The following is a 21,910-nucleotide window of genomic DNA, read 5'->3' as shown; positions in this document are numbered from 1 at the left end:
TGACTTTTCTAGCATTTTTGAGTTTTGTCGTTTTTTGCTTTACCGGTAAAGTTGGTGCTCGTAATTTTGAAGACGGTCACGGTGGTGGCTTGTTCGGGCGTGAATTCGAACTTGTGCGGGATCGCTGATTGCGAGGAACGCGCGGAATCTGGGTGGTGCGTGGAACCTGTTGCCTGACGTTCCATTAGGAGCGAGAGTCCGCGGCATTTTTCAGTCACGTCTTCGACGATTTCGGCTTTGCCTTGCCCGACAACGCTTGCGTAAAAGCGCCCGCTTTTGCAATAGGCTTCTTCGTGAATCTCGATGCGGTTTTCAACGCACATGCTAAATGCGACATTCGGATTTTTGCGGATGCAGTCAAGTTTTTTTCCGACATGAGCACAATGGAAATACAGTTCCAGAACGCCGCTGTTTAGGCTGTATCCGAATGACAACGGAATTACGTAGGGTAGGCCTGCGTTTGTGTCATCCACCATCGCGACATGGCATGTTGTGCACTGTTCGATAATCTTTGCGATGTTTTCGTCGCCTAAAACTTCTCTATCCTTGCGTCGCATTTTACCTCAACTTTTTACTGTTTGGATTTAAATATAATATAGGCTTCGATTTAAATTTCTACACAATTGTGTTGTCCAGGCAGAAGACTTCGGCGAGTTGCTTGTCGTCCATGTCGGCGAGCCATGTTTCGCCAGCGTTCACGGTCAAGTTGGCGATGGCTTTTTTGGTTTCGAGGAGCGCATTGATTTTTTCTTCGAAGGTGCCTTTGGTGATAAAGCGGTGGACTTGGACGTTGCGCTTTTGGCCGATACGGAAGGCGCGGTCGGTGGCTTGCGCTTCGATGGCGGGGTTCCACCACAAATCGTAATGGATGACTTGCGAGGCGGCAACGAGGTTAAGGCCGGTGCCACCCGCCTTGAGCGAGAGGATGAGTACTTTGCAGTCTGGATTTTCTTGGAAATCCTGGATCATTTCGGAACGCTGCGTTTGTGTGCAACCGCCGTGGTAGAAATGTGTGCGGAGGCCAAGTTCGCTTTCGATTGTGGATTTTAGCAGGTGCCCCATTTCGGCAAATTGCGTGAAGATGAGCGTCTTTTCGCCTTGCTCTTGGATAGATTTGAGGAGGTCCAGGAGCATTTGCATCTTGCCGGATTCGAGCTTGCTGGATTTAGGAACGTTGGACAAGACTTCACTGGATCCTTCGCTCCGCTCAGGATGACGCTGGGAGGGGTCGTCAGGATGACGCTGGGACGGGGTGTTCGCGCTTTCTGTTGGGACTGCCGCGGCGTCTTGTGTTGAGGAGTCGGTGGCGCTTTTTGCGGCAAGGCCTTTCAGGAATGTGGCGGGGTGGTTGCAGATTTGCTTGAGGGCAAGAATCATCTGCAAGATTATGCCTTTGCGTTTGAACAAGGCGTGGGCATCGTTTGCCTTTTCGCTGAGGGCTTGCTCCATCTCGAGTTCTTGCATAAAGTGCTCAAGCGTTTTTTGATAAAGGGCTGCTTGTGAGTGCGTGAGTTCTGCGTATTCGTCCTGGATGATTTTATCGGGCAAGTCGCTGATGATGCTCTTGTCGGTCTTGAGACGGCGCAGCATGAACGGTGCCGTGATTTTGCGGAACGTTTCGGCGACAATCTGGTTCCCGTTCTTTTGAATCGGCGTTTCGAACTTTTCTCGGAATTCGCTTGCACTCGGGAAGAACCCGTGGTTCGCAAAATCCATGATGGTCCAGAATTCCATGAGGCGGTTTTCGACCGGGGTGCCGCTCATCGCGATTTTCATCGGGGCGCGCATGCGACGGAGCAATTTACTCTGTTCGCTATCGGCGTTTTTGATGTTTTGTGCTTCATCGATGATAATCGTTTGCCATTCGTGCTTGTCGAGTTCGGCAAAGTCCTTGCGGAACGTGGCATATGTCGTGAGCAATACGTCGGCGCTGAACTTTTGTAGGTCGCGGCGGCCTCCGTGGTACGCAAAGAATGTGAGTTCCGGCGCGAACTTCTTGATTTCGACTTGCCAGTTGCAAAGGAGGCCGGCGGGCATTACGACAATGGCTTTTTTCTCCGCGAATTTGCCCTCCTGTTTCATCTTGAGGAGGAACGTAATGACTTGTAGCGTCTTGCCGAGGCCCATGTCATCGGCGAGAATGCAACCGAATCCGATTTCCAGATTCTTGTACATCCAGGAGTAGCCGCGCATTTGGTAGGGGCGGAGTGTCGCGTTCAGATTCTCGGGCAACGGAATGTCCGTTTCGGCGCGCCAGGCGTCGAACTGTTGCTTGAAATCGCTCGCCATTTCGACCGGGATGTTGTCGCATTCGCCGGTGAAGCAAGCTTGCACGAGCTTGGCTTGCGTGATTTCTGGAACGGAATCTTCTTCGAGGATTTCGTCGGCGTTTTCCGCGGCATTTTCAGAAGACTTTCCCGCATCATCCCTAGCTGCTTTTTTGCCTTTGCCGTCTTTGACGTTCCCGCCAGACTTGCCTTCAATTTTATCGCGGATGGATTGCAAATCCTGTTCGGTAATTTGCACGTAACTGGACTTGTATTTTAAAAGTCCGTCCGCTTGCTCTGCAAGTTCCAAGAATTCCTTTGCCGAAATGTTTTCATCGCCGATGGCGATTTCCCAGTCAAAGTCGAGCAGGTCGCCGGCAGTAAATGCACCAAAGCTCATGCTTCCTTGCAAGCGCATCTTGGGTTTCGGTTTTCCGATGTTCAAAAGGTTCTTTGGAATTTCTGTCTGGATGCCAAACAGTTGTAGTTTTTTGAGGCAATCCTGCAAAAAGTCGAGGAGTTCAGCGCCTCGCATCAAAATCGGTTCGCTTGCTCGGCGTTCCAAGTATGCATCGAGCGGCTTGAAACCATCGGCAATGCCGTTCAGAACGCTCATAATCGAGAGCAATCGCGAGTCGTTGTTTTCAAAAAGTTCCGAAAGCGGCGTGCGTCTCGGGGCATTCACAGATCCCGCCGCATTCCCGCTTGCACTCGCTGCATCTTCGTCAAGTACAAAAACGTCCAGTGCCACATCTTCGTCCATTTCGCTACAGACAAAGAGAATCTGCGTGCGGCAACCGAGACAAGAATACACCGAGAGCCATTGCTGGATTTTTCCCGGAATGGCATGTGCATTGTTTGCGAGCTTCCCTGAAACGCTATCGAAAAAGAACGAGAGCAAATTGCCGTGATTCGTCTTGAGCGGCGTCTTGTATTTGCGTGCAAATTTCAAGAGCTGCGAGATGAACAGCGACAGAATGTGCTCGGCGGGTTCCGCGATTTCGAAGAAGGCTTCTTCTTTGCTTGTCCACGCGAGTTCTCGCGGGGCGGTGACTTCGAGATCGGCAACAATGTAGAGAATCTCGGGAAGCATTTCGGCGGGGAGCCAGCGCATTTGCGCTACGTCTTTCCCAATCCAGAAAACTTGCGGATAAATCGCTCCGGTGCGCACAAGGTAAAATGCCACTTGCAACATCAAGTGCAAGTAACGCACGGAGTAGTGGTGCCATGAAAAATTCCCGGCGCTGAGGCAGCAAAGAGCGCCCATCACGTTTGTAACGGTGAGGTTGCTATTGATGACTTTGTCTGCCATGGACTGCTCGAAATTCCAATGCCATCCGGGCTTGTGAAATAGTCGCAGTTGCTCGTTTTCCATCAGGAACGTCTTCGCGTTATTCACGCGGAACTGTTCCGAAAAAGCGTCAAAATTTTCGAAGTCGGTAAAGAACTTATGGCACGATTCTAGTTCATCCGTAAAACTTTTGCGGAAATTTCCGGCGGGGCAGAATTTGGGGAAGTTTTGCAACATCGCGGGCAGAATGTGCGAGTAGTCCTTCCAACTCTTGAAATCGAATGTCGGCAGTTGCTTGGGTGGAATGCTGTTTTGCGATTCGCGGCCTGAGCCTTTATACCCACCAAATAAACTAGCGCTCGCGTCTTCCGCATGAGAAAGTTCGGCGGCGTTTTGGGCCTCGCGTTCGTCGCTTTCTCCGGCGCTTCTCGCAACAGCACTATCTGCGCTTTCCCCATTACTTCCCGCGACATTCCCGTTAGCGGATGCATTTTCGGCGGCATTTCCCGAAACGCTCGCAGCATCCGTGCTTGCAGCATTCCCTACGAGTCTTGTTGCTTTGCTGAACGACCTCACGAGATTTACTTCGCTGGGCGCTTCCATTTCCATCGCGTCCGGCTTGTAGTCTTTGATAAATTCCAGGTCGAGTCCGTGAATTTTGAATAGAACGTTGGGTTCTTTGTCAGCTTGTTCTGCGATTTTCAAAAACGTGGCGACGAGGTATTTGCACGGGCGTTCATCGCTGCAGTCGCAACCCATGTTGACTTTGGTGGGGTCATCGAAAAGTTGGAGACCGCTTTTGCTCATTAAAAGTTCAAGCGACGGGCTTAACGCCTTGTTATTTAACGCCAAAAGTTCTGCAGGTTGCTGCTTCAAAAAGCTCACGAAAATTTCGGAAGATTCCTTAGAAAATTTCGGGAAGACGATGTAGTTGTTGTGGAGGCCGCCATTCGGGCCTTTTACCACGGAAATCACGCGGTTATCGACGATGTCGATGCTTGTGACCTGGCCACGTGCGGCAAACTTGAGCCCCTGCAAAACCGCTTGCTCGCTTGCCGTTGCAAGAATCGAGCTAAGCCACTTTTTTGCCCACCAAGTCTTTCCGTAACTTCCAAAATCCATGGGCGCAAATATAGTAAAAAGTGCTCAAATGAACAAAAGAACGCCCGGCATAAACCGGGCGCCTTAATCGTAATTAAGCTTTAATCGCAATTATTTTTTCTTGAGCCAGGCTCCGCACAAGTACATGGTAAAGATGATGCTTGTGACAAGGAACATCGCAATGCCGATGCAGGCGAGGTCGCCAATGCCTTTGAGGCCGCGGTGTGTCGTGAACAGGAACCCAACAAAGCCTGCAATTGTCGTGGTAGAGCTTGCCATTACGTTACGGCCTGTCGTATCCATCAATTGACGCAGGGTAAGGTTCTTATCGGATACCCAGGAGGTAATCATGTGGATGGTTGCATCGATTCCGATACCGAGAGTCATCGGGATGACAATCACGTTGTAGATGCTGATTTTGCCGAACTCAAACGTGGCGGTCAGGTATCCGAGGAGCCCGAGTGTGAGGAGAACGCCCATGCCAAATGAAATACTGCCGGCGAGGAAAAGCTTCGGCTTGCGGAAAGAGATAATCAGCGTGCCGATAATCACGAGAATGATGACGAGGGCGAGTCTGAAACTGTCTTGCTTGACGGAATCAATCACGTCGGAGAGGATGAACTGCGATGAGAATGTGCGAAGGTCTTCGCCATCGAAATTCCAACGACCATAACGCCTCTGGAATCTGTGCAGGGCATTTGCATCCCAGCTCGGGAAGTCGCCGTAGATAAAGCCGATTTTACCGTAGCTGCCGTCTTTTTCACGGAGCAGGTCCAAAGCCCATCCCGGAATGTCTTCTGCAGTAAAGGTGCTTTCGACATTGGCGAGCTTGCGCAAGTTTGCAATGTTTGTGGAATCTTCACCTTCGGCCTTGTCGAACACACGTGCTTCGACAAGATCACGGATTTCTTCGATGATTTCCAGACGTTGCTTTTGCGAATCCTGTGCCGGGACGAATGTCTTTAAAGTGAGGAAGCTTCTTAATGTGGAATCTTTTTCTGTGTGCAGTCGGATCATCAAGGTATCGTATAGCTTGTCGAGCTGTTCGGGCTTGCTACCCATGACTGCAGCAGGTGTTGATGTTGCGCGGTTATCGACATACGTCACGCTAGTTGCAATTTTGTTTGTCTTTTGCTGCTTGACGGTTGCGACACGGCGGAGGTTGCGCAGGTTGTGTTCAAAGTCTACATCTTGAGCGTACCAGAGCGATACGGCACCCAGTGCAAAACCAGCAAAGGCGACGTACTTGAAAAACTTGAGAATCTTGGCTTCGTCCCAGGACTTGGGCAAAAGGGTATTGTCCGGGGCCTTCGGGATGCCGCCCATGCACTTGATGAACACCGGGAGCACCAAGACGGACGTGAGCATACTGAAAAGCACACCCATCGATGCGACCACGCCGAATTCATAGAAACCGCGGAAGTGGGCGGCGAGGAGCGTGAGGAATGCTGCAATGGTTGTAAAGCTTGCCAGAATGAATGGCTTGAGCATCTTGCGCTGGGCTGTTTCGAGAACTTCTTCAAGTGTGGCATACTTGCTCATCAGTTTTTGCGAAGTTCCCAAAATGTGGATGGCGTAGTCGATGCCGATACCCAAAATAATGGATGCGACGAACACCGTAAACGGATTGAGCTTGCCGTAGAAAATCGCTGTAAATGCAAGTGTCGGGAGGCAGGCGTAAAGCACTGTCGAGGTCACAAGGATAGGGCCCTTGACGCTTCTGAAGAAGAACATCGTGAGCAAAATAATCAGCACAAGGCTAATGCCGAACGAGAAAATGGAATCGTTGGCAACTTCGTCGACTTCCTTAAGGCCTTCATAGGTGCCTTCGACGGTAAAGCGAGTCGGTACCGAGTAGGTCTTACTGTTAAAGTAAGCGAGCAGGGAATCGGTGCGAGAAAGAATATGGGTTACAAATTCGTAGTCTGTCGAGGGCTTGATAAGCTTTGCGCGGACGGCTCCGTTAAACAGAATCTTTCCTGTGCTGTCGGGGCGGGGGGAACCAATCAAACGGCTCTTGAGATTGTCGGGGAGTGTTGATTTTGGATCCCACTTGTTTGACTTTTTGCCGTTGTTTGTCGTTTTCTTTTTGAAGAATGAATCGAATGCGCTTGCGGCTTCGTCAGGCAAACCGAGTTCCTGCGGAATGTCTGCGCTGAACCATACGCGTTCTTTCTTTTCCGTGGTCGAGGAATCTGTGGATGAAGATTCCAGCAAGTCGACAACTAAAGGACCGTTCTTGCGGCCGATTTCGAGTTGCAAATCTTCAAGATTGTCTCGGATCCTTTCGAGATGCTTGACCGGCAAATAAAGTAAGGCGTTGTCCTTGAAAAACTGGTTTTCGTTATCGACCTGAGTCGAAACGTAATCGCCTTTCCAGTTCTTGTGGATAAAATCACTGATGGAATCCTGCAGGGCGGCGACCAGATTTGCGTCTTCGCTCTGGATGGCTATCATGAAACGGTCTGTAGAACCGAATCTCTGGTAAGATTCTTCGAGCGCCTTGACGCTAGGAGTGTCTTCGGGCAAAAGGTGCGATAGGTCTGCATCGAGTTTAAGCCCTGGCTTGAAAAGAATAGGGATTGCACAGAGGAGTGCAAGTAACAGGTAGAATGTAAGAGCCTTGTACTGGTGCCTACAGATAAGTGGAATGTACCAGTTCGAAAAACGTTCAATCAGGCTTTTTTTATTGTTCATCATTGCTCCTATATATCATTAATTCTTGTTGTCAGGCATCAGGTGATTCGTGTGGACGGTGTATTCCCACGCTTTGGCTGCGGCTTGCATTTGTTTTACGATCTTTTGACGTTCGTCATTTGAAAGGTCAATTGCTTTTCCGGAAGTGTAGCCAGATACCGGTTTGTACGTATCCCATGAGGGCTCCAACAAAGCTCGATAGGCGATGATTGATGTCGACTTTGAAAATTGCGGGAAAAAGTAAGTCGTGGAATCCTCACGCATGCTCATATCGCCAAATCTAAATGCGAAAACGGGCGTGCTTCTGTTCGAAAGAGACGAATCCTGTTGCAACAAGTTGAATCCCATAAAGTGGTTTGAAACGTTCAAATGGAGGTAGCCCAATATGGAAGGTGCAATGTCGACCTGGGAAACTGGATTTCTGTTTATACTAGGAGCAATGCCCGGACCATTGAACATCAGGGAAATCCAGGTGTTGCCATCCGTGACTTTCCCAAGTTTTTCATTTTGACGGCTATGGGCGTCGTTGGGGAGCGAGTGGTCCCCTGTCAGAACGATTAAGGTCTGGTTTGCACGTGGGCTAATGGCGATTTCGTTCATGATGATGCCAAGAGCGCTATCCATATAGGCTTCGGCTCGGATGTAGGCGGAATCGGGATTGCTTGGCTTGGGGCCCATGTCTTCGGGAAGGTCGAAGGATACGTGCATGCTTCGGCTGAGCCAGTGGTAGAACACGGGCTTGTCCTTTGGGCGTTCACGATATCTTTCAACAAAACGGTTGGCGAGGGCGACGTCGTTTTCGTTATCGGGATTGTATTCGTTATAGTCAAACCATTTTTTGAACCAAATGTGACTGTTGTCGAATTTGGGGTCTGATCCGATGAGAACTTCTGTGTAGTATCCTGCGTCAGAAAGAATCTCGGAAATGGAACGCATTCGCAGATTTGGATAGCTGTTTAAGAGGATCCCCTGCGGAAAACTGTAAACACCTTCCATGATCCCGAGCATCCCTTCAATGGACGGAAACCCGACGCTGTGGGCATTGGGGAAGTAGAGGCCGCCTTGGGCTAGCTTGCAAAGATTGGGGAATCGATTGCAGTTGGCTTTAACGCGCATGTCGCTTGTCCAGCCGCGCAAACTTTCTATGGTCAGCAAAATGATGTCGGGGCGCTGATCTAGGGAGCGTTGCTTGAATGCATTTAGCGAGTCCGTCTCGTTTTCGACTTCTTTCCAGAAGGGGTATTCTTTAGAAGGAATGCCGCCTAAAGATTGAATGCCTTCGTCGAAATTGTCGCTCTTTTTGCCCATTTCGAAGTTGCTAAGAACATTATCGAGCAATGTGTAGAATACGGGGCGAATCTTGTCCCAGCGGCGGGCCGATGGGTTAAACCACGTGTGACTTGTCGAGCCGACAATGGCAAGTGCCAAAAGAACGATGATGTAGATGCGATTCTTTTTCGCGGTGGGAACAAAAATCTTATGGGAAGAAAACTTGAATGAAAGCAGGCATATGCCAACGATTGTAGCAATAGCGATACCCGCAGTCAGTAAAAAGTGGAATGCATCACCTAGAAAAATGGATTTAGACAGCCCAAGGTCTGTTGCTGCAAAAATATAAGTCTGTATATACGAAATAGTCAGTTGCTGGTTTAGCCAGCGCATGATTTCGTCATTGGTACCGCTTAAGATGATGTAAATGCTTGCAATTGCGATGGAGACAATTTTTATGATTTTTGTGCCTTTACCACGCGCAATCAGGGATATTATAGCGAATACAAACGCAATTGAGGTGGTTAGTCCGATTTCGGCGTATAGGGCGTACCAGATAAACCTATTGAAATTTGAAACTAGAGGTCCTCCAAAAGGAGTGTCTAGCATGTAAAGGGAACATAAAAGTGCAAAACGGCCCAAAATAAGGATTAGCGCAAAAACGAACCAATAAAGCGGTGAAATGCAATCAAAAAAACTATTTTTTCCGTTCTTAATCATACCTGTGCAATATAGAATTATTCGAAATCGCTGTCGGCTGTGGTGGGCTGAAAACAGATGATCGGTGGAATCTTTTGGATGGAGTGTAACGAACCTTAGATAAAAATTGTATCTTTTGGGCGTTAAGATTCGGCCAATTATAAATAGATAGATGAATTATGAGTAAGATCAATACAATAGTCGTAGCCGGTGGAACGCATGGCAATGAACGTACAGGGGTGAGTCTGGTCGAAAAGTGGATGGCTCATCCGGAATGCTATAATACGCTTTGTAGAAGCGCCAAGGTGGATGTTGTCCTTGGCAATCCCGAGGCGGTGCGCCTTAATCGACGTTATCGCGATCATGACTTGAATCGCGCTTTTTCGCAGACTTGCCTGGATGTGAGTGTAGAACCTGCGCAGTATGAATTCCGTCGCGCTCGTGAACTCAATAAGATTTATGGACCCAAGGGCGAAAATACACGTACCGACTTGATTCTGGACGTGCACAACACGGGCTCGAACATGGGCTATTGCCTGATTCTTTCGACACGTGATCCGTTTACGATGAAGGCATCGGCAGTGCTCACGCAAGAATTTGAGGACGCTTGGATTTATTACCAGCCCGAAGAACGTAGCGCTTCGCCGTACTTTGGAACGGTCGCCAAGGCGGACGTATGCATTGAAATTGGCCCGCAGCAGCATGGAACGCTGAACGCCGCCATTTTTGAACGCTCCGAGAAGCTCGTGAAACGTTATTTGGAACTTGCCGAGGAATGGAACCGTGGCGAGTTGCAAAAGCGCGCCCCGATTAAGGTTGAAGTTTATACGCAATTACGTGACCTGGGCTACCCGAAGCCGCAGGGTGGTGGCGCCATACAGGCGATGATTCACCCGGAATTGGATGGTCACGATTACCGTGAACTCAGACAAGGCGACAAACTTTTCCGTACGTTCGATGGCAAGGACATCTTGTTCGAGGGCGAATCGGACGGACGCTCGGTCTACCCGATATTCATCAACGAACCTGCGTACTACGAGAAAGACATTGCCATGAGCCTCACGGTGAAAACCGTGGAAGAGTGGTAAGTTCGCATTGTCATGCCGGACTCCGTTCTCTTTGACCACTTAGAACTTTGACGCTTTGCGTCAGCATCTTCGGCTCAATCATGACAGTCTGCAAGCAGCCTGTCGCGACACTCGCCTTGAATGCAACTAGCTCTTATGTGGTCATGATCCGCGAATGGGGACGGCATCGCCTTTTATTTAGAATTCGTCATCCTGGAGGGTGCGCAAGCGACCGATAGGATCCAGTGAAGTCTAGTTTTGGATCGTAGATACTTTTCTACATTTATTGCGTAAAAACAGAGGTCTGATATGGCAGAAAACGAAGAAGAATTGAAGTCTATCACGGGCGAAGAAAGCCTGAACAGTTTTATGGAACTCGTGCAGAAGTTGAAGGACGAACCTTGGACTTCCCGTTTGAACGATATTCTGGATGCCTTTGAAGACTTCTTGACGATTCGCCCGGAACCGCCTCAGTCTTGGCAGGACAACTATGCCACTAGCGGTAAAAAGTTTGACTATTACCAGATTGTGCTGCCCGAAGATTTCCAGGACCCGTACGAAGACGATCTTGGAAACATCAACCGTCTGCGTGGTGAATTTGCTCGCGTGCCGAGTACGATGGCTCTTGAACATGAACTCGTGAGCCGCAATTACTTTATTTTTGAAAACGGCCATGCCGAACCGATTCCTGCACCGCGCCCGATTCTGATGCTCGAAAGCAAGGACCGTGCCGATGACGAACAGCCGCAGGAAGGCGATATCACGTGGGATTGCTGCATCTCGATTTTTGCGGATGGTAGCTACGTTGCCTACAATCTCGATCACGATGACGAAGAAGAACTTGGCGAAGATTTCAAGGTCGTCTTTGAAAAGCATATCGATACGCTTTCGAAGTTGCAGCTCGTGATTCCCGTAGAAGGTCGCGATTACGGCATCCTCCGTAGCGACGCATAATCGCTTATCGCGCACTTGTCATCCTGAGCATCGCGAAGGATCCAGTCAAATCTAGAGTTTAAGAATCATCTTTCTCGCTAAGATGATGGTCAAAAGCGAATTTTAATGGAACAATTTGAAACAGAAATTTATCTGCGTTACAAGCAAATTATTGAATCGCAAAAGGCGTGCTCCTTTACATGTCATCCCGGATTAGTTCCGGGATCTCCATTTCTTTGCAAAACTGAATTGTCATCCTGGAGGGCTCTGCCCGATAGGATCCAGGGCGATTCCTGTGCAGTCCCTCGCCGTGTTTACATGGCGGATTTGCTGGACCGTTATGATGTTTTTTGCTTTGACGGCTACGGCACACTCTACAATCGCGATAGATTTGTTTATCCCGGCGCTATGGAATGGTTCCAGATGCTTCGCCGTGCTGGTAAAATCCTCCGCTTGGTGACAAATGCCGCTTCCGATGTGGATGGCGTCTTGGCTCGTGCTGCAGAAAAGCGTGGCTTTGACTTTTCGACGGAAGAAACGATTTCGTCGGGAAGCTTGCTGCCGAAACTCGTGGAACGTCTGCGTTCGGGTATCGCGAAAAATACGGCTGCCGGAATTGTGAACGAAACTGCGGGTGGAATTTTCGCGAAACCGCTTGAATTGCGCGAAGTCTATTACATTGGCCGCGAGACTGGCAAGAATGTTTTGGAAGCCTGCGGAATTACTGCAGTTGCGATGGATGCAGAACCTGCCGAGCCGATAGTCGCGATTTCTTCGGCAAAAGATACGCCAGAAACTTATGCGCGTGCGGTCAAGATTTTGCAGAAGCCGGGTGCAATCCTTCTTGTGCTGAATTCGGATGCTTGGGCTCCGAAAGCCCCTGATGAAAATGGCGAGACTGAACGCGAGCCTGTTTCGGGCGCACTCTCGGAACGTTTGCGCCGTGATTCCATGTGCGACGCTAATGGGGGAATGGGTTGCGAAACTTATTACTTGGGCAAGCCTTTCCCGCAAATTTGGGAACGTGTTAAAGCATCGATCCCGGCGGGCTCTCGCGTGCTGATGATTGGCGATACGCTTGGAACGGACGTGTATGGTGCGAAAATTGCGGGCTTTGATTCGGCGCTTGTTGTCGGTCGAAATGTTCCTGCCGCAGAATTAGATGCAGATGAAGCTGCGCTTGGAATCCGCCCGGATTATTATTTGGAACCGTAAAATAAAAGAACCAAGCTTGCGCATTTATTTTATCACAAAAAATTCGCCCATCGTTTCTTTATAGATGTTTCCGTAATTTTTTACGTTATACAGTTGTACGTGAGAACCTGAAATCTTACTTGCAATCTCGATATACATATCTCTTAAGGAGGCGTCGGGCGCTTCATTCAATAGCTCCGTAAAGCCACGAGTAAAACTGTTAGTCAAGTAGACTCCCATTTCTTCGTTTCGTTCATCGGCCTTGCTTGTTTCATAAGGTGATGCCGCAGTCAAAAAAATGATACCAGGGAGCTTTGCTTGTTCCGCTGTTTCTCCGAGACCTCCACTATAGCAGGCTTCTACGGCAACTAGTACCTTGCGGTGCGGAATCTGTTTTATCAGAGAAATAATCTGTTCGTAACTGATTTTATTTTTGCCATATTCCAAATAACCAGGAATTCCGTGTCCACTCCAGAATACAAAAACATTGTCAGTTGATTTGGCCTGAATTACCTTGGGTAAACTTTTGCTTGATTTCCCTGTTAGAACATCCTTCATTTTTTGTGGATCAAGTGAACTTAATTTGTAATCAATCACGTTGGGCTCATACACGTTGCCGCCATCTAAGCGGACAAATAATTCTCCGGGGTAGGGGTTCTGTTCATGATTCACAAGATCGTCTTCGGCAATCACGATAATGTGGTCATCATCGTAACCCATTTTTTTGAGTTTTTGGTAAAAGGCAAAGATGTCTGCTTGGAAACGGTAATTCGCCCAGCCAGAAGATGCCGCCACCAAAAGCGCCCAGCGTTTTGAAACATCTGCATAAGAAATATTCGTATCCGCATTATTGAAAAAACTCGTATCCACATTGGCTTTAAAAATTTCCAGCCAATTGTCCTGCGGATTCACCGAATGCTTTGAATTATCGTTGCTGGTAAAATCATTTGTCACATATTTATGATTAGCAATATTCCACCCACGATATACGGAACCGCTTACGCTGTTGTCCCTATTTTGGAAAGTCCATGAACTTGACACACCCGCTAAATCAGGCAAGTGGCCGTTTTGCAGCGCCAAGAAGTTTTCCTGCATTCCTGCAACCATCCAATCGCCACCGACACCATCTCTTCCTTCTAGCACCGCTCTAATGGATTCGTTCAACTCTAGACCCGACGAAATGGAATAAGAAGCTGCATATGCTAAGATATACAGGGCGTCAAAGAAATGAGCCTCGCCATTGAGGATTCCTTCGTTGAAGTGTTCATGATAAGCTTGAGCAAAACCCGATTCGGGCCTTGCATATAAATCAAAACCACGGTAAAAATCATAGTGAAGTTTATTCACGATAGAATCTGAGACGAAGTTGCTGGAACATATCATGCGAATTCCTCCGTGTGAATCCACATTTTGTCGATATAGTTCATCATCGAGGGCTAGTGCCATTTTGTCATTGTAAGGCTCGAACAGCAGAACGCTGTACTGGTTTTTACGGTCCAGATATTTTTGCACAAGCGTTCTCAATTCAGTCTCGTCATTATAAAGGAAAATCCTATCAATTTTCAAGTCAAATTCTTCGGCCATAAAGCCAAGCCAGTCCACATAAGAACTGACAAGGTTCCCGTTCAATTCGCTAGAGGGCGCCAAAAGAGTAAGCTCTATTTTTTCTGCAAACGCACCTATTGAAAAGCTCGCCAAATGCGAGAATGCCGATTCTATCAGCATAAAATCATTTTCGACTAAGTTCCACAGGTTCGGCATATTGGCAAAGGTTCGCTGGTATTCCACATTCGAGGACTTCGGTGATAGAATCGGTTTTGTACTTTGTTTCAAAAGTTCCGCCATGCGGTACGCCTTGTCCGATTGCGTAGGGCCAACAATGGCCACATAGTCCGTGTCGTGCGCAATCTTTTCCATGTAGGAGTCGATATCGGCATCATCCTGGTTTTTAAATTCCAGCTGTAGTTTTACTTTTTGGTCAAGTCCAGCCTGAGCTTTGTCAATATTTTCCAAAGCCCACTTGGCGCAGCGTTTCCAGCGGGGCATTTCAGAAGTCGTAGCCATGACGGCGACTTTAAACTTTTGCGTATTGACATCGGACTTGGCCGAGGATGAATTGTCGGAGCACGCACAAAGACAAAGCAATGTAACAAACAATAACGAAAGAAGACTATTTCTTGGCATGGCGAGCCTCCTCGCTAACAGCTTCATCATAATACTTGTCATGGCGGGCTTCAAAGTTTTTCGTATCGCCAAAATTTTTGTTGAATACAATCGCCGTGGCGCCATCCCCCAGGCCCAAAGAACGGAAACGTGGCCATTCCTTACCCGAAAGCCATTCTTCCAGATAGCGCACCACGATTTCCTTGATGGAAATCGTCAGCGTAAAAGGCACCTTGGGCAAAACCCCGCTCTGGTCAACATCCATTCCAATCATGAAATGACCCGTATTCGGTAAATCAATCATTGCACGGCGCGCCCCCTTGATGGCTCCCCCTAGCAGCGGAAATATGGCTGAAGGTCTATCAGCGTCTAGAAAAAAATTCAGGACCGAGTATGTTGCCATGTAGGCGAATTCGATGTTGTTAAAAGCTGCTTCGTCATTTTCTGTTTCTGACACATAAACCAGCTGTAGCGAATCTTTCACCGTCTTATGTGCTTCATAACCTTTCTTAAAGCCGTTTATGGATGTTTCGAGGGTCGCAAATCCAGGAGCCGCCGCCAAAATGAGACATGGGTTTATGCCTAAAATCGCACCGGACAAGTAACTAGCCCCGTAGCGGTCGATAGAAAAGGAATAGACGTTTTGCGGGAGTTTCGCAGAATCGGCTTCAAATAGTAAGATTTTGTTTCCATCCCCCGTAAAGTGGGCGTTGAGCTTTTGCGCTAACCCCATGTATTCCGAAGAAGCTAATATGAGCAGCGAGGAATCTGTATCGGCATTTTTTTTGAGCCACGATTTTACAAGAGAGTCTGCTTCGTCTATGGATTCTGGCTGTACCAAGTGAAATGGAACCCCTTGATCTTCGTAGAGCCTAAAAAGTCCTGCCAATATCTGGTCATTGTAGCTGTTGTCGCCTATACCGTTGATGCTTGCAACCAACGTGATATTTGCTATTCCCGAATAGTTTTCGGAAACGCCAACAGATTCGCTGTCGGAACAAGCGAATAAAAAAAGCAAAAATGATCCTAAGAAAAATCTAAATATCATTGTCATGAAATGAAGAAATATTCCCCCAAACTGGGGGAATGTTTAGGTCAGTTAAGTTTGTTGTAGACGGTTTTATTTGAGGACTATGACATCGAAGTCAGACAAAATTTTGGAGCTTTCCATGTATTCTTTGAGCTTCTTCTTACGGGTTACGGCTTCTTTACCGAGACTTTCGTCAATCAACTCGTATAGCGGCATCAGACTGCTGCCAGAGAAATCGACCAGTGTTGCATTTTCTGCGAGGGTAGATTTCCAAGCATTCACATCATCCTTCTTCAGAATTTTGGAATCTGTAATCTTCAACGCCTTCTCGGCATCACCACCGGATACGGTCACTTTAAGGTTCAGCTCATCATATTCTTCTTCGTAGCTGGTATATACTTCTTCATCTATGTAAGCCGCTTTATTAAATGTATATCCATATACCGCTTTTAGATAATCCATGAGTTCGAATTCATAGGATTGCTTCGACGCCATAGCTTGACGGATTCGGCCGCCTAGTGTAGCGCCCAACACGACGTGGGTTCCGTAACGTTGGATCAATTTCTTGAAACCGGTGTTATCGCTCGGGTATTTTGAGTCTAAGCCGTTAATGGCTGCGTAGGCTGATTTTTTCATATTAGATGATATGGCATCATCTAATTCGCTTTCTTCAAAGTCGACCGTCTTTACGGTTACATTGGCATAGGATACGGCAATTTCAGCGAATGTATTTTCATAGGTCCAATCGGTAAACGCCTCTGTGTATTCGCCATAGAACCAGCCCTTATCTACACTGATTCCGGCCAATTCATCAAGCCATTCTTCATATTCTGCAAAGACCGAACCGGACCATTTATAGAATTCAACATCGACTTTGGTGGGGCTTGACGAGATTACCTCATCCTCGATCAAGGTCTTGGTATCAAAGATTTCTGCCTTGAGCGAACTGTAATCGGCGTAACTACCTGTAAGTGCATCGTAGCCATAACCAACGGCATAGATTTTGTTCGATTGCGACAACTCGCTAGCATTGTCAGCATAGTCGCCACTATACTTCTGCACTACAGTAATTGTCTTGTTCAGGGATGTGTCTTCAGGGAACTCTATGCGCAGGTTACCTGTAAAACGTTCCTCCATATCGTTTGTGGTCAAGCGGACCTTCACGGTTGCATCGCCTTCGCCCGAAGTCGGACTAATGGACTGGATGAAGTTCGTTTTGTCTTCGATTTTCCATTTGCCGTCGGCCTCGATTTTGAAATCGTAGGTGCTGTCCGTCATGTCGAACTTCAATGTGTCGCTGACGGTCTTTCCTAGGACTTCAACTGAAATGGAGTGCTTGATTCCGCCACTAGGGGAGTCGGAGTCGGAACATGCGACAAGACCTGCGGTCATTGCGCATATGAGAGAAAATTCTACAGAGAATTTCTGAGTTTTTGAGTAATTCATGATTTCCCTCCTTCTTAAGAAAGGTTTTTTGGCGCTTGTGCGCTTTCTGATTGTAAAATATTTTTTTTGATAAGAAAGTCAATAATAATTGTAATAAAATCGTATCAAAATTTGAATATTCCAAGTTGGAGCATTTTGGGAAAAAAAGAGGTTGCGCCTTGTTTCTCTTATTTCGAGCGGGAATAGCGTGCAAAACGAGTGTTGCAAAATTATGCTTGCATAATTTTATAACCGAGTGCAGCCGCGGACGCCGTAGGCGTCAACAGGGTTTGATTCGTCGTCAGTCTCCGCTAACGCGGCTGACTCCTCACCCTAACGGGCTTATCGCTTGCGCGATAATTCCAAAATTCGCTCTTCGGACTTCGTCCATGACCGAATTTTGTCGAACCCTCTTCTCGGGTTCTCAACCTATATTTACCATATAAAAAAAGAAAAACCACCTGATAGGTGGTTTCTCTTTTTTCGAGCGGGAAAAGGGTCTCGAACCCTCGACATCGACCTTGGGAAGGTCGCGCTCTACCAACTGAGCTACTCCCGCATGGGTAGTCTTAATTTAGTAAAATTAGGGGGCTTGTAAAGGGATGCCTTCTTTTTTTCTATTATTGAAATATGCAAAAACTTAAGTTTAAATCTGTTTGTGGCGTAGTGGCGCTTGTTTGTCTTGTGGCGACGAATCTTGTTTGGGGCGAAGGTGAAAAGCGTGGCTTTTTTGATAGCTTCGCAAATTTCTTTACGCCGAGTGGTTCTGTGAAGGGCGAAGGCCCTGTGTATGATGAACTCAGGGGCGTTGAATCGCAAATCGATAAGATTGAAGTTCAGTATTCTAGAGAACGCCGTCCGGGCAACAAGACGCGTTATCGCAAGCAGTTGGATAGCCTCCGCAATGTCCGTGATTCGTTGATTACGGTGATTGAAAAAATGCCAACGTCATCAGCTGTGGTTGCAACATCTTCGAGTGCAAAAATCGCTCAATCAAGTGCAGCGCAGTATAGCTCTAGTGTGGTTAAGTCGAGTTCCTCGTATGCAATTTCTTCGTCTGCGGCGGTTCCCGCAAGCAGTGCTGTAAATGTTGTTTGCTCTCGCGATACGGTCTTTGTTCATGATACGCTTGTCGTGCGTGATACAGTCGTGATTCACGATACGTTATATGTTGTTTTGGCGAATAAGCCCGAAGCAACGCCCAAAGCATCTCCGAACAAAGCGAAAAAGAAAGCCGATAAAGCTTCGGAAAAGTAACTGAAAAAAATGCGCGGCTTTTCAGTCTGTCACCCCGCACTTGTTGCGGGGTCGCCTTTTTATTGAAAATGCGCGGCTTTTCGGCCGCGCTTTTCTGTACTCGTCATCCTGAACCCTGTAAGGGTGAAGGATCCAGTGATTTCTTGTCGTTGCGTTATTCCTTAATCGTATATCCCGAGCGGAAGTTTTCGATCAAGCAACTGCTGATGCTCACGCTCGTGTCGTATTCGGGAATGTCCTCGCGTTTGACCCAAGTGGCGCAAGCGAGTTCCGCCTCTTGCATGTGAATGGTTGAATCGCCATCAAGTTCGGCTGTGTAGCCCGAGATGAGCGATTCCGAGAACGGCCACGGCTGGCTGCCAAAGTACTTGATATTCTTCACGCGGACGCCCGCTTCTTCAAGAACTTCGCGCTTGACTGCCTGTTCGAGCGATTCGCCAATTTCCACAAATCCCGAAATGAGGAACATGCGCGTCTTGTCCGGATTGTCCAAATTGCGTGCCATCAAAAGCTCATTGCCGTTGCGAACAGCGACAATCACGACCGGCGAAATCTTGGGGTAGACAGTGTTCTTGCAGCTCGGGCAAATCATGGAGCGTTCCTTGATTCCTCGCTTCATGAGGCATCCGCATTTACCACAGAACTTGTTCAAACTTTCCCACTTGGCGATGTGTGCGGAAGTTGCACCGCCGAGGCGTTCCAAATGATTTTCGAGCGTTCGGAATGTGCGGTTGCCACGAAACTCGTAACCTTCCGGAATTTCAGGCAAGTTTGAATTGCACAAGAAATAAGCGTCACCGTCGATGCTGATCAAGTAATGACATTCGCATTTAGGGAAGTCGCGCACTCGTGGTATTTCGTAAACATCTTCACCCGCTTTCTTGAAAAGCGTTTGCTCGCCATTGAAAATAATCAAGTAATCGGTGGGCTTGGGTTCAATGGTCTTAAATTCGTTATTCAGCTTGTGCGGTGCAATTTCGTGAATCATAGGATAGTCAATAGTTATTGGTTGTTGTTCGTCATGGCGGACAAAATTTGCCATCTATTTTTTCTTGAAGAATTTTTTAGCGGTTGAAACGCCGACAAAAGAGAATAAAATTCGTCCAATCATTTGGGTGGCGCTTGTAACCTGCGGGTAAATGTTGCGAGCGTTTTTGACAATCCACGGGAACCATAGAGGCGATAAAAACGCATGGCTAAAGCGCAATTTCATGAATTGAATGAACTTGTCCAAGAATCGGCGGCTCTCGTCTGGCAACTTTTCGAAAATGTCCGAGCCTCTTACAGCCTTTGCCCATTGCAAATTCGTCTGGAGTTTTTCGCTCCATGTCTTGTTGCCTTCGCCGATGGCGTTGCTCTCATGAATGCGGTATTGAATAACTTTATCTGCAATAGCGCGGTAGCCGTTTTCTACAGTGGCGCAAAGTGTAATCCATTGATCGTGTACAGGCACGTCTTGCGGAATCGGGAGCACTGTCTTCAAAAGCCTTGCCTTGAAAGCAACCATACAACCGGTTACATTCGTGTAGCCTGTAAGAAGCGCTTGTTGGCTCAAGTGCTCAACAATGCACGCCTTCTTTCGCCAAGATGAATCTGTGACGACTCCTTCTCCATCAATAATTTCGGCATCGCCAAAAATCATGGATTTGTCGCCAATCTTCTGGCTCATAACTTCTAATTTATTCGGGAGCCAAATGTCATCTTGGTCGGCAAGGAAAATCAAATCATCGTCAGCGAGTAATTCGCTTGCTTTTTCCAATGCCGTTGAAAATGATGCTCGATGCCCTCTGTTCTTCTCAAACTTTGTGATTTCTAGCGGGAGCTTGTCTTTGTAACGTTCCAAGATTTCGCATGTAGAATCTTTGGAACCGTCATCCACTGCAATTATAACATCGGCAGGTCTCGTCTGCGCAACCAAAGAATCGAGCATCTGCGCGAGATACTTTTCGCCGTTATAAGTCGCCAGTGTAATGCAAATTTTCATGCTCAACACCTAACGCCAAAGGATGTGCCACGCGAGGTAAGCGCGGTATGCAATTCTAAAATAAAGGCTGTTCGTGCTCTTGCCGCCCGTGAACGAGACTGTGTTTTCGTGACGGCGGTAAAGCTGCAAAACTTCGTCCTGGTAGCCGCACTTGAAATGCTTTTGTGCGTAATACGAGACCCACAAATCGTGTGCGACGACTTTTGGCGGGAACGGCATGCAAGCGTCTTTCACTTGTTTAGTAAAGCACATGCAAGCGCCAAGCCAGCAATTGTTGATGATGTTTCGCAAAAGTGATTTCTTCATCGGCCATTTTTCGTCGTAATGGCGTTCCTTGATCACGTTCAAGTTGGCGTCGACGAGCGAGCAGTTGCAAAGAATTGTGTCGTAGCCGCCTTCTGTGAGGAACTTTTCCATCTTGTCGAGCTTGCCCGGCAACCAGACGTCATCCTGGTCGGCAAAGTAAATCAAGTCGCCTGTGGCCTGTCGCATGGCGTTTTCGAAGTTGTGTGCAACGCCGTGATTCTCGTTGTGGAAAATCTTGATTCGCGAATCGTTGTAGCTCTGGACGATTTTCAATGTGTCGTCTTTCGAAGCGTCGTCAGAAACGATGAGCTCGTCATCTTCCCTAAGCTGCGGAATAATGCTGTCCAGCTGTTCCTTGATGTATTTGGCGCCGTTGTAGGTCGCCATGCAAATGCTTCTTCTCATACCTAGAACCAACTATACAAAATTTTGTACATCAAGAACTTTAAGTACGATAATCCGAAATCCTTGTGGAGCAATTTTGCGACTTGGAAGAACTGTTTTTGCCCTGTGCGGGCGATGGCACGTGCAAAAAATCCTTTGCGAGCTTGCTCTGCGCCAAGCGTGTTGCTGGTATGCTGGCGGTAAAGTATCGTCGCGTCATCGAGAATCGAGATGACTCCGCCTTTGAAGTGGACGCAAAGGGCTACCCATTCATCGTGCATGGTTGCGCGAGGAGACATTGGGAGTGCTGCCAATTTTGCGGCGTGGTTGAACATCATTGTGCAACCGGTGACCACGTGACGCACACAAATTAATTCCGGGTGCTTGCGGAAAACGTCAATTTTCAAATCTTCGTTGAACGATTCTTTGATGGGGGAGAGCTGCTCATCGACAACTTTTAAATCCGTCGCAACAAGAACTGGCGCGGTCCCTTCGACTTCCTTCATCCGAGCAAATGTCTTTTCGATTTTCTCCGGCAACCAAATATCGTCCTGGTCGCAGAACATGTAATACTCGGAATCCACATTTTCGAGCAAATACATAAAAGACTTCGCCGCACCCCTGTGCTTTTGCGAGTCTTTCAAAATTGTAACCCTATCGGGATACATTTCGCGAAATTGCCCGACGATTTTCATCGTATCGTCCGAGGAACCGTCATCACGAACATACAAATGGAACTGTTTACAAAATTGCTGGAACAGAGAATCAAGCTGTTCCCTGATGTACTTGCCGCCATTGTACGTAGCAAGCAAAACCGCAATCTTGTAATTGTTTTGGAGCATC

General features: G+C 47.7%; 15 protein-coding genes and 1 tRNA gene. 4 read left to right on the top strand and 12 right to left on the bottom strand.

The annotated features are described in order from the left end of the window. Window positions 1-8: 8 nt before the first annotated feature. From B7991_RS02365 to B7991_RS02350, 4 genes are all read right to left on the bottom strand, one after another. Window positions 9-557 (bottom strand): pyridoxamine 5'-phosphate oxidase family protein, encoded by a 549-nt coding sequence (locus B7991_RS02365; protein WP_088629406.1) that lies wholly within the window; start codon window positions 555-557, stop codon window positions 9-11. A 58-nt stretch (window positions 558-615) separates the two neighbouring features. Further along, window positions 616-4,680, bottom strand: coding sequence for an SNF2-related protein (locus B7991_RS02360; protein WP_088629405.1), 4,065 nt, complete (start codon window positions 4,678-4,680; stop codon window positions 616-618). Between the two features lie 90 nt (window positions 4,681-4,770). Next, window positions 4,771-7,359 carry an MMPL family transporter gene (locus B7991_RS02355; protein WP_254917813.1) on the bottom strand — a complete coding sequence of 863 codons (2,589 nt, stop codon included), beginning with the start codon at window positions 7,357-7,359 and terminating at the stop codon, window positions 4,771-4,773. Window positions 7,360-7,374: 15 nt separating this feature from the next. Beyond that, window positions 7,375-9,018: an LTA synthase family protein gene (locus B7991_RS02350; RefSeq protein WP_254917812.1), complete on the bottom strand. Its 1,644-nt coding sequence runs from the start codon at window positions 9,016-9,018 to the stop codon at window positions 7,375-7,377. A 485-nt stretch (window positions 9,019-9,503) separates the two neighbouring features. Here B7991_RS02350 and B7991_RS02345 point away from each other — a divergent pair, with 485 nt between their 5' ends. The 3 genes from B7991_RS02345 to B7991_RS02335 all read left to right on the top strand — a co-directional run bounded on the left by B7991_RS02345 (window position 9,504) and on the right by B7991_RS02335 (window position 12,539). Continuing rightward, window positions 9,504-10,412 (top strand): aspartoacylase, encoded by a 909-nt coding sequence (locus tag B7991_RS02345; RefSeq protein ID WP_088629402.1) that lies wholly within the window; start codon window positions 9,504-9,506, stop codon window positions 10,410-10,412. 288 nt (window positions 10,413-10,700) lie between these two features. After that, window positions 10,701-11,345, top strand: a complete 645-nt coding sequence (locus tag B7991_RS02340; protein WP_088629401.1) for a hypothetical protein — start codon at window positions 10,701-10,703, stop codon at window positions 11,343-11,345. A 105-nt stretch (window positions 11,346-11,450) separates the two neighbouring features. Beyond that, entirely contained in the window at window positions 11,451-12,539 is a 1,089-nt protein-coding gene (locus B7991_RS02335) for an HAD-IIA family hydrolase (protein WP_235002914.1), read from the top strand. Window positions 12,540-12,563: 24 nt separating this feature from the next. Here the strand turns inward: B7991_RS02335 and B7991_RS02330 are convergent, their stop codons facing one another. The 4 genes from B7991_RS02330 to B7991_RS02320 form a co-directional block, all read right to left on the bottom strand. Further along, window positions 12,564-14,702 (bottom strand): C13 family peptidase, encoded by a 2,139-nt coding sequence (locus B7991_RS02330; RefSeq protein ID WP_159462286.1) that lies wholly within the window; start codon window positions 14,700-14,702, stop codon window positions 12,564-12,566. After that, the gene (locus tag B7991_RS14615; protein WP_217898029.1) at window positions 14,689-15,729 is read right to left on the bottom strand and encodes a hypothetical protein; all 1,041 of its coding nucleotides are present in this window, start codon (window positions 15,727-15,729) and stop codon (window positions 14,689-14,691) included. Before B7991_RS14615 ends, B7991_RS02330 begins: the two co-directional genes overlap by 14 nt. Before the next feature lie 72 nt (window positions 15,730-15,801). After that, a complete protein-coding gene (locus B7991_RS02325) occupies window positions 15,802-17,157 on the bottom strand; it encodes an MAC/perforin domain-containing protein (RefSeq protein ID WP_088629398.1) in 1,356 nt (451 codons plus the stop codon). A 465-nt stretch (window positions 17,158-17,622) separates the two neighbouring features. Beyond that, a tRNA-Gly gene (locus B7991_RS02320) sits at window positions 17,623-17,695 on the bottom strand. 71 nt (window positions 17,696-17,766) lie between these two features. Here B7991_RS02320 and B7991_RS02315 point away from each other — a divergent pair. Further along, window positions 17,767-18,393, top strand: a complete 627-nt coding sequence (locus B7991_RS02315) for a hypothetical protein (protein ID WP_088629397.1) — start codon at window positions 17,767-17,769, stop codon at window positions 18,391-18,393. Window positions 18,394-18,547: 154 nt separating this feature from the next. On the opposite strand, the gene nudC is transcribed toward B7991_RS02315, so the two are convergent. From nudC to B7991_RS02295, 4 genes are read right to left on the bottom strand one after another with little or no spacing between them, the layout of a single operon-like run. After that, window positions 18,548-19,381, bottom strand: a complete 834-nt coding sequence (gene nudC / locus B7991_RS02310) for an NAD(+) diphosphatase (RefSeq protein WP_088629461.1) — start codon at window positions 19,379-19,381, stop codon at window positions 18,548-18,550. Window positions 19,382-19,435: 54 nt separating this feature from the next. Then, entirely contained in the window at window positions 19,436-20,377 is a 942-nt protein-coding gene (locus tag B7991_RS02305; protein ID WP_088629460.1) for a glycosyltransferase, read from the bottom strand. Window positions 20,378-20,386: 9 nt separating this feature from the next. Then, entirely contained in the window at window positions 20,387-21,088 is a 702-nt protein-coding gene (locus tag B7991_RS02300; RefSeq protein ID WP_235002915.1) for a glycosyltransferase, read from the bottom strand. A gap of 2 nt (window positions 21,089-21,090) precedes the next feature. Further along, window positions 21,091-21,909 (bottom strand): glycosyltransferase family 2 protein, encoded by an 819-nt coding sequence (locus B7991_RS02295; RefSeq protein WP_088629395.1) that lies wholly within the window; start codon window positions 21,907-21,909, stop codon window positions 21,091-21,093. Window position 21,910 lies beyond the last annotated feature (1 nt).

Source organism: Fibrobacter sp. UWB3 (genome assembly GCF_002210405.1).
Classification (GTDB): Bacteria; Fibrobacterota; Fibrobacteria; order Fibrobacterales; family Fibrobacteraceae; genus Fibrobacter.
Note: the sequence above shows the minus strand (reverse complement) of the source record. Positions and strands in the feature narration are given on the sequence as shown.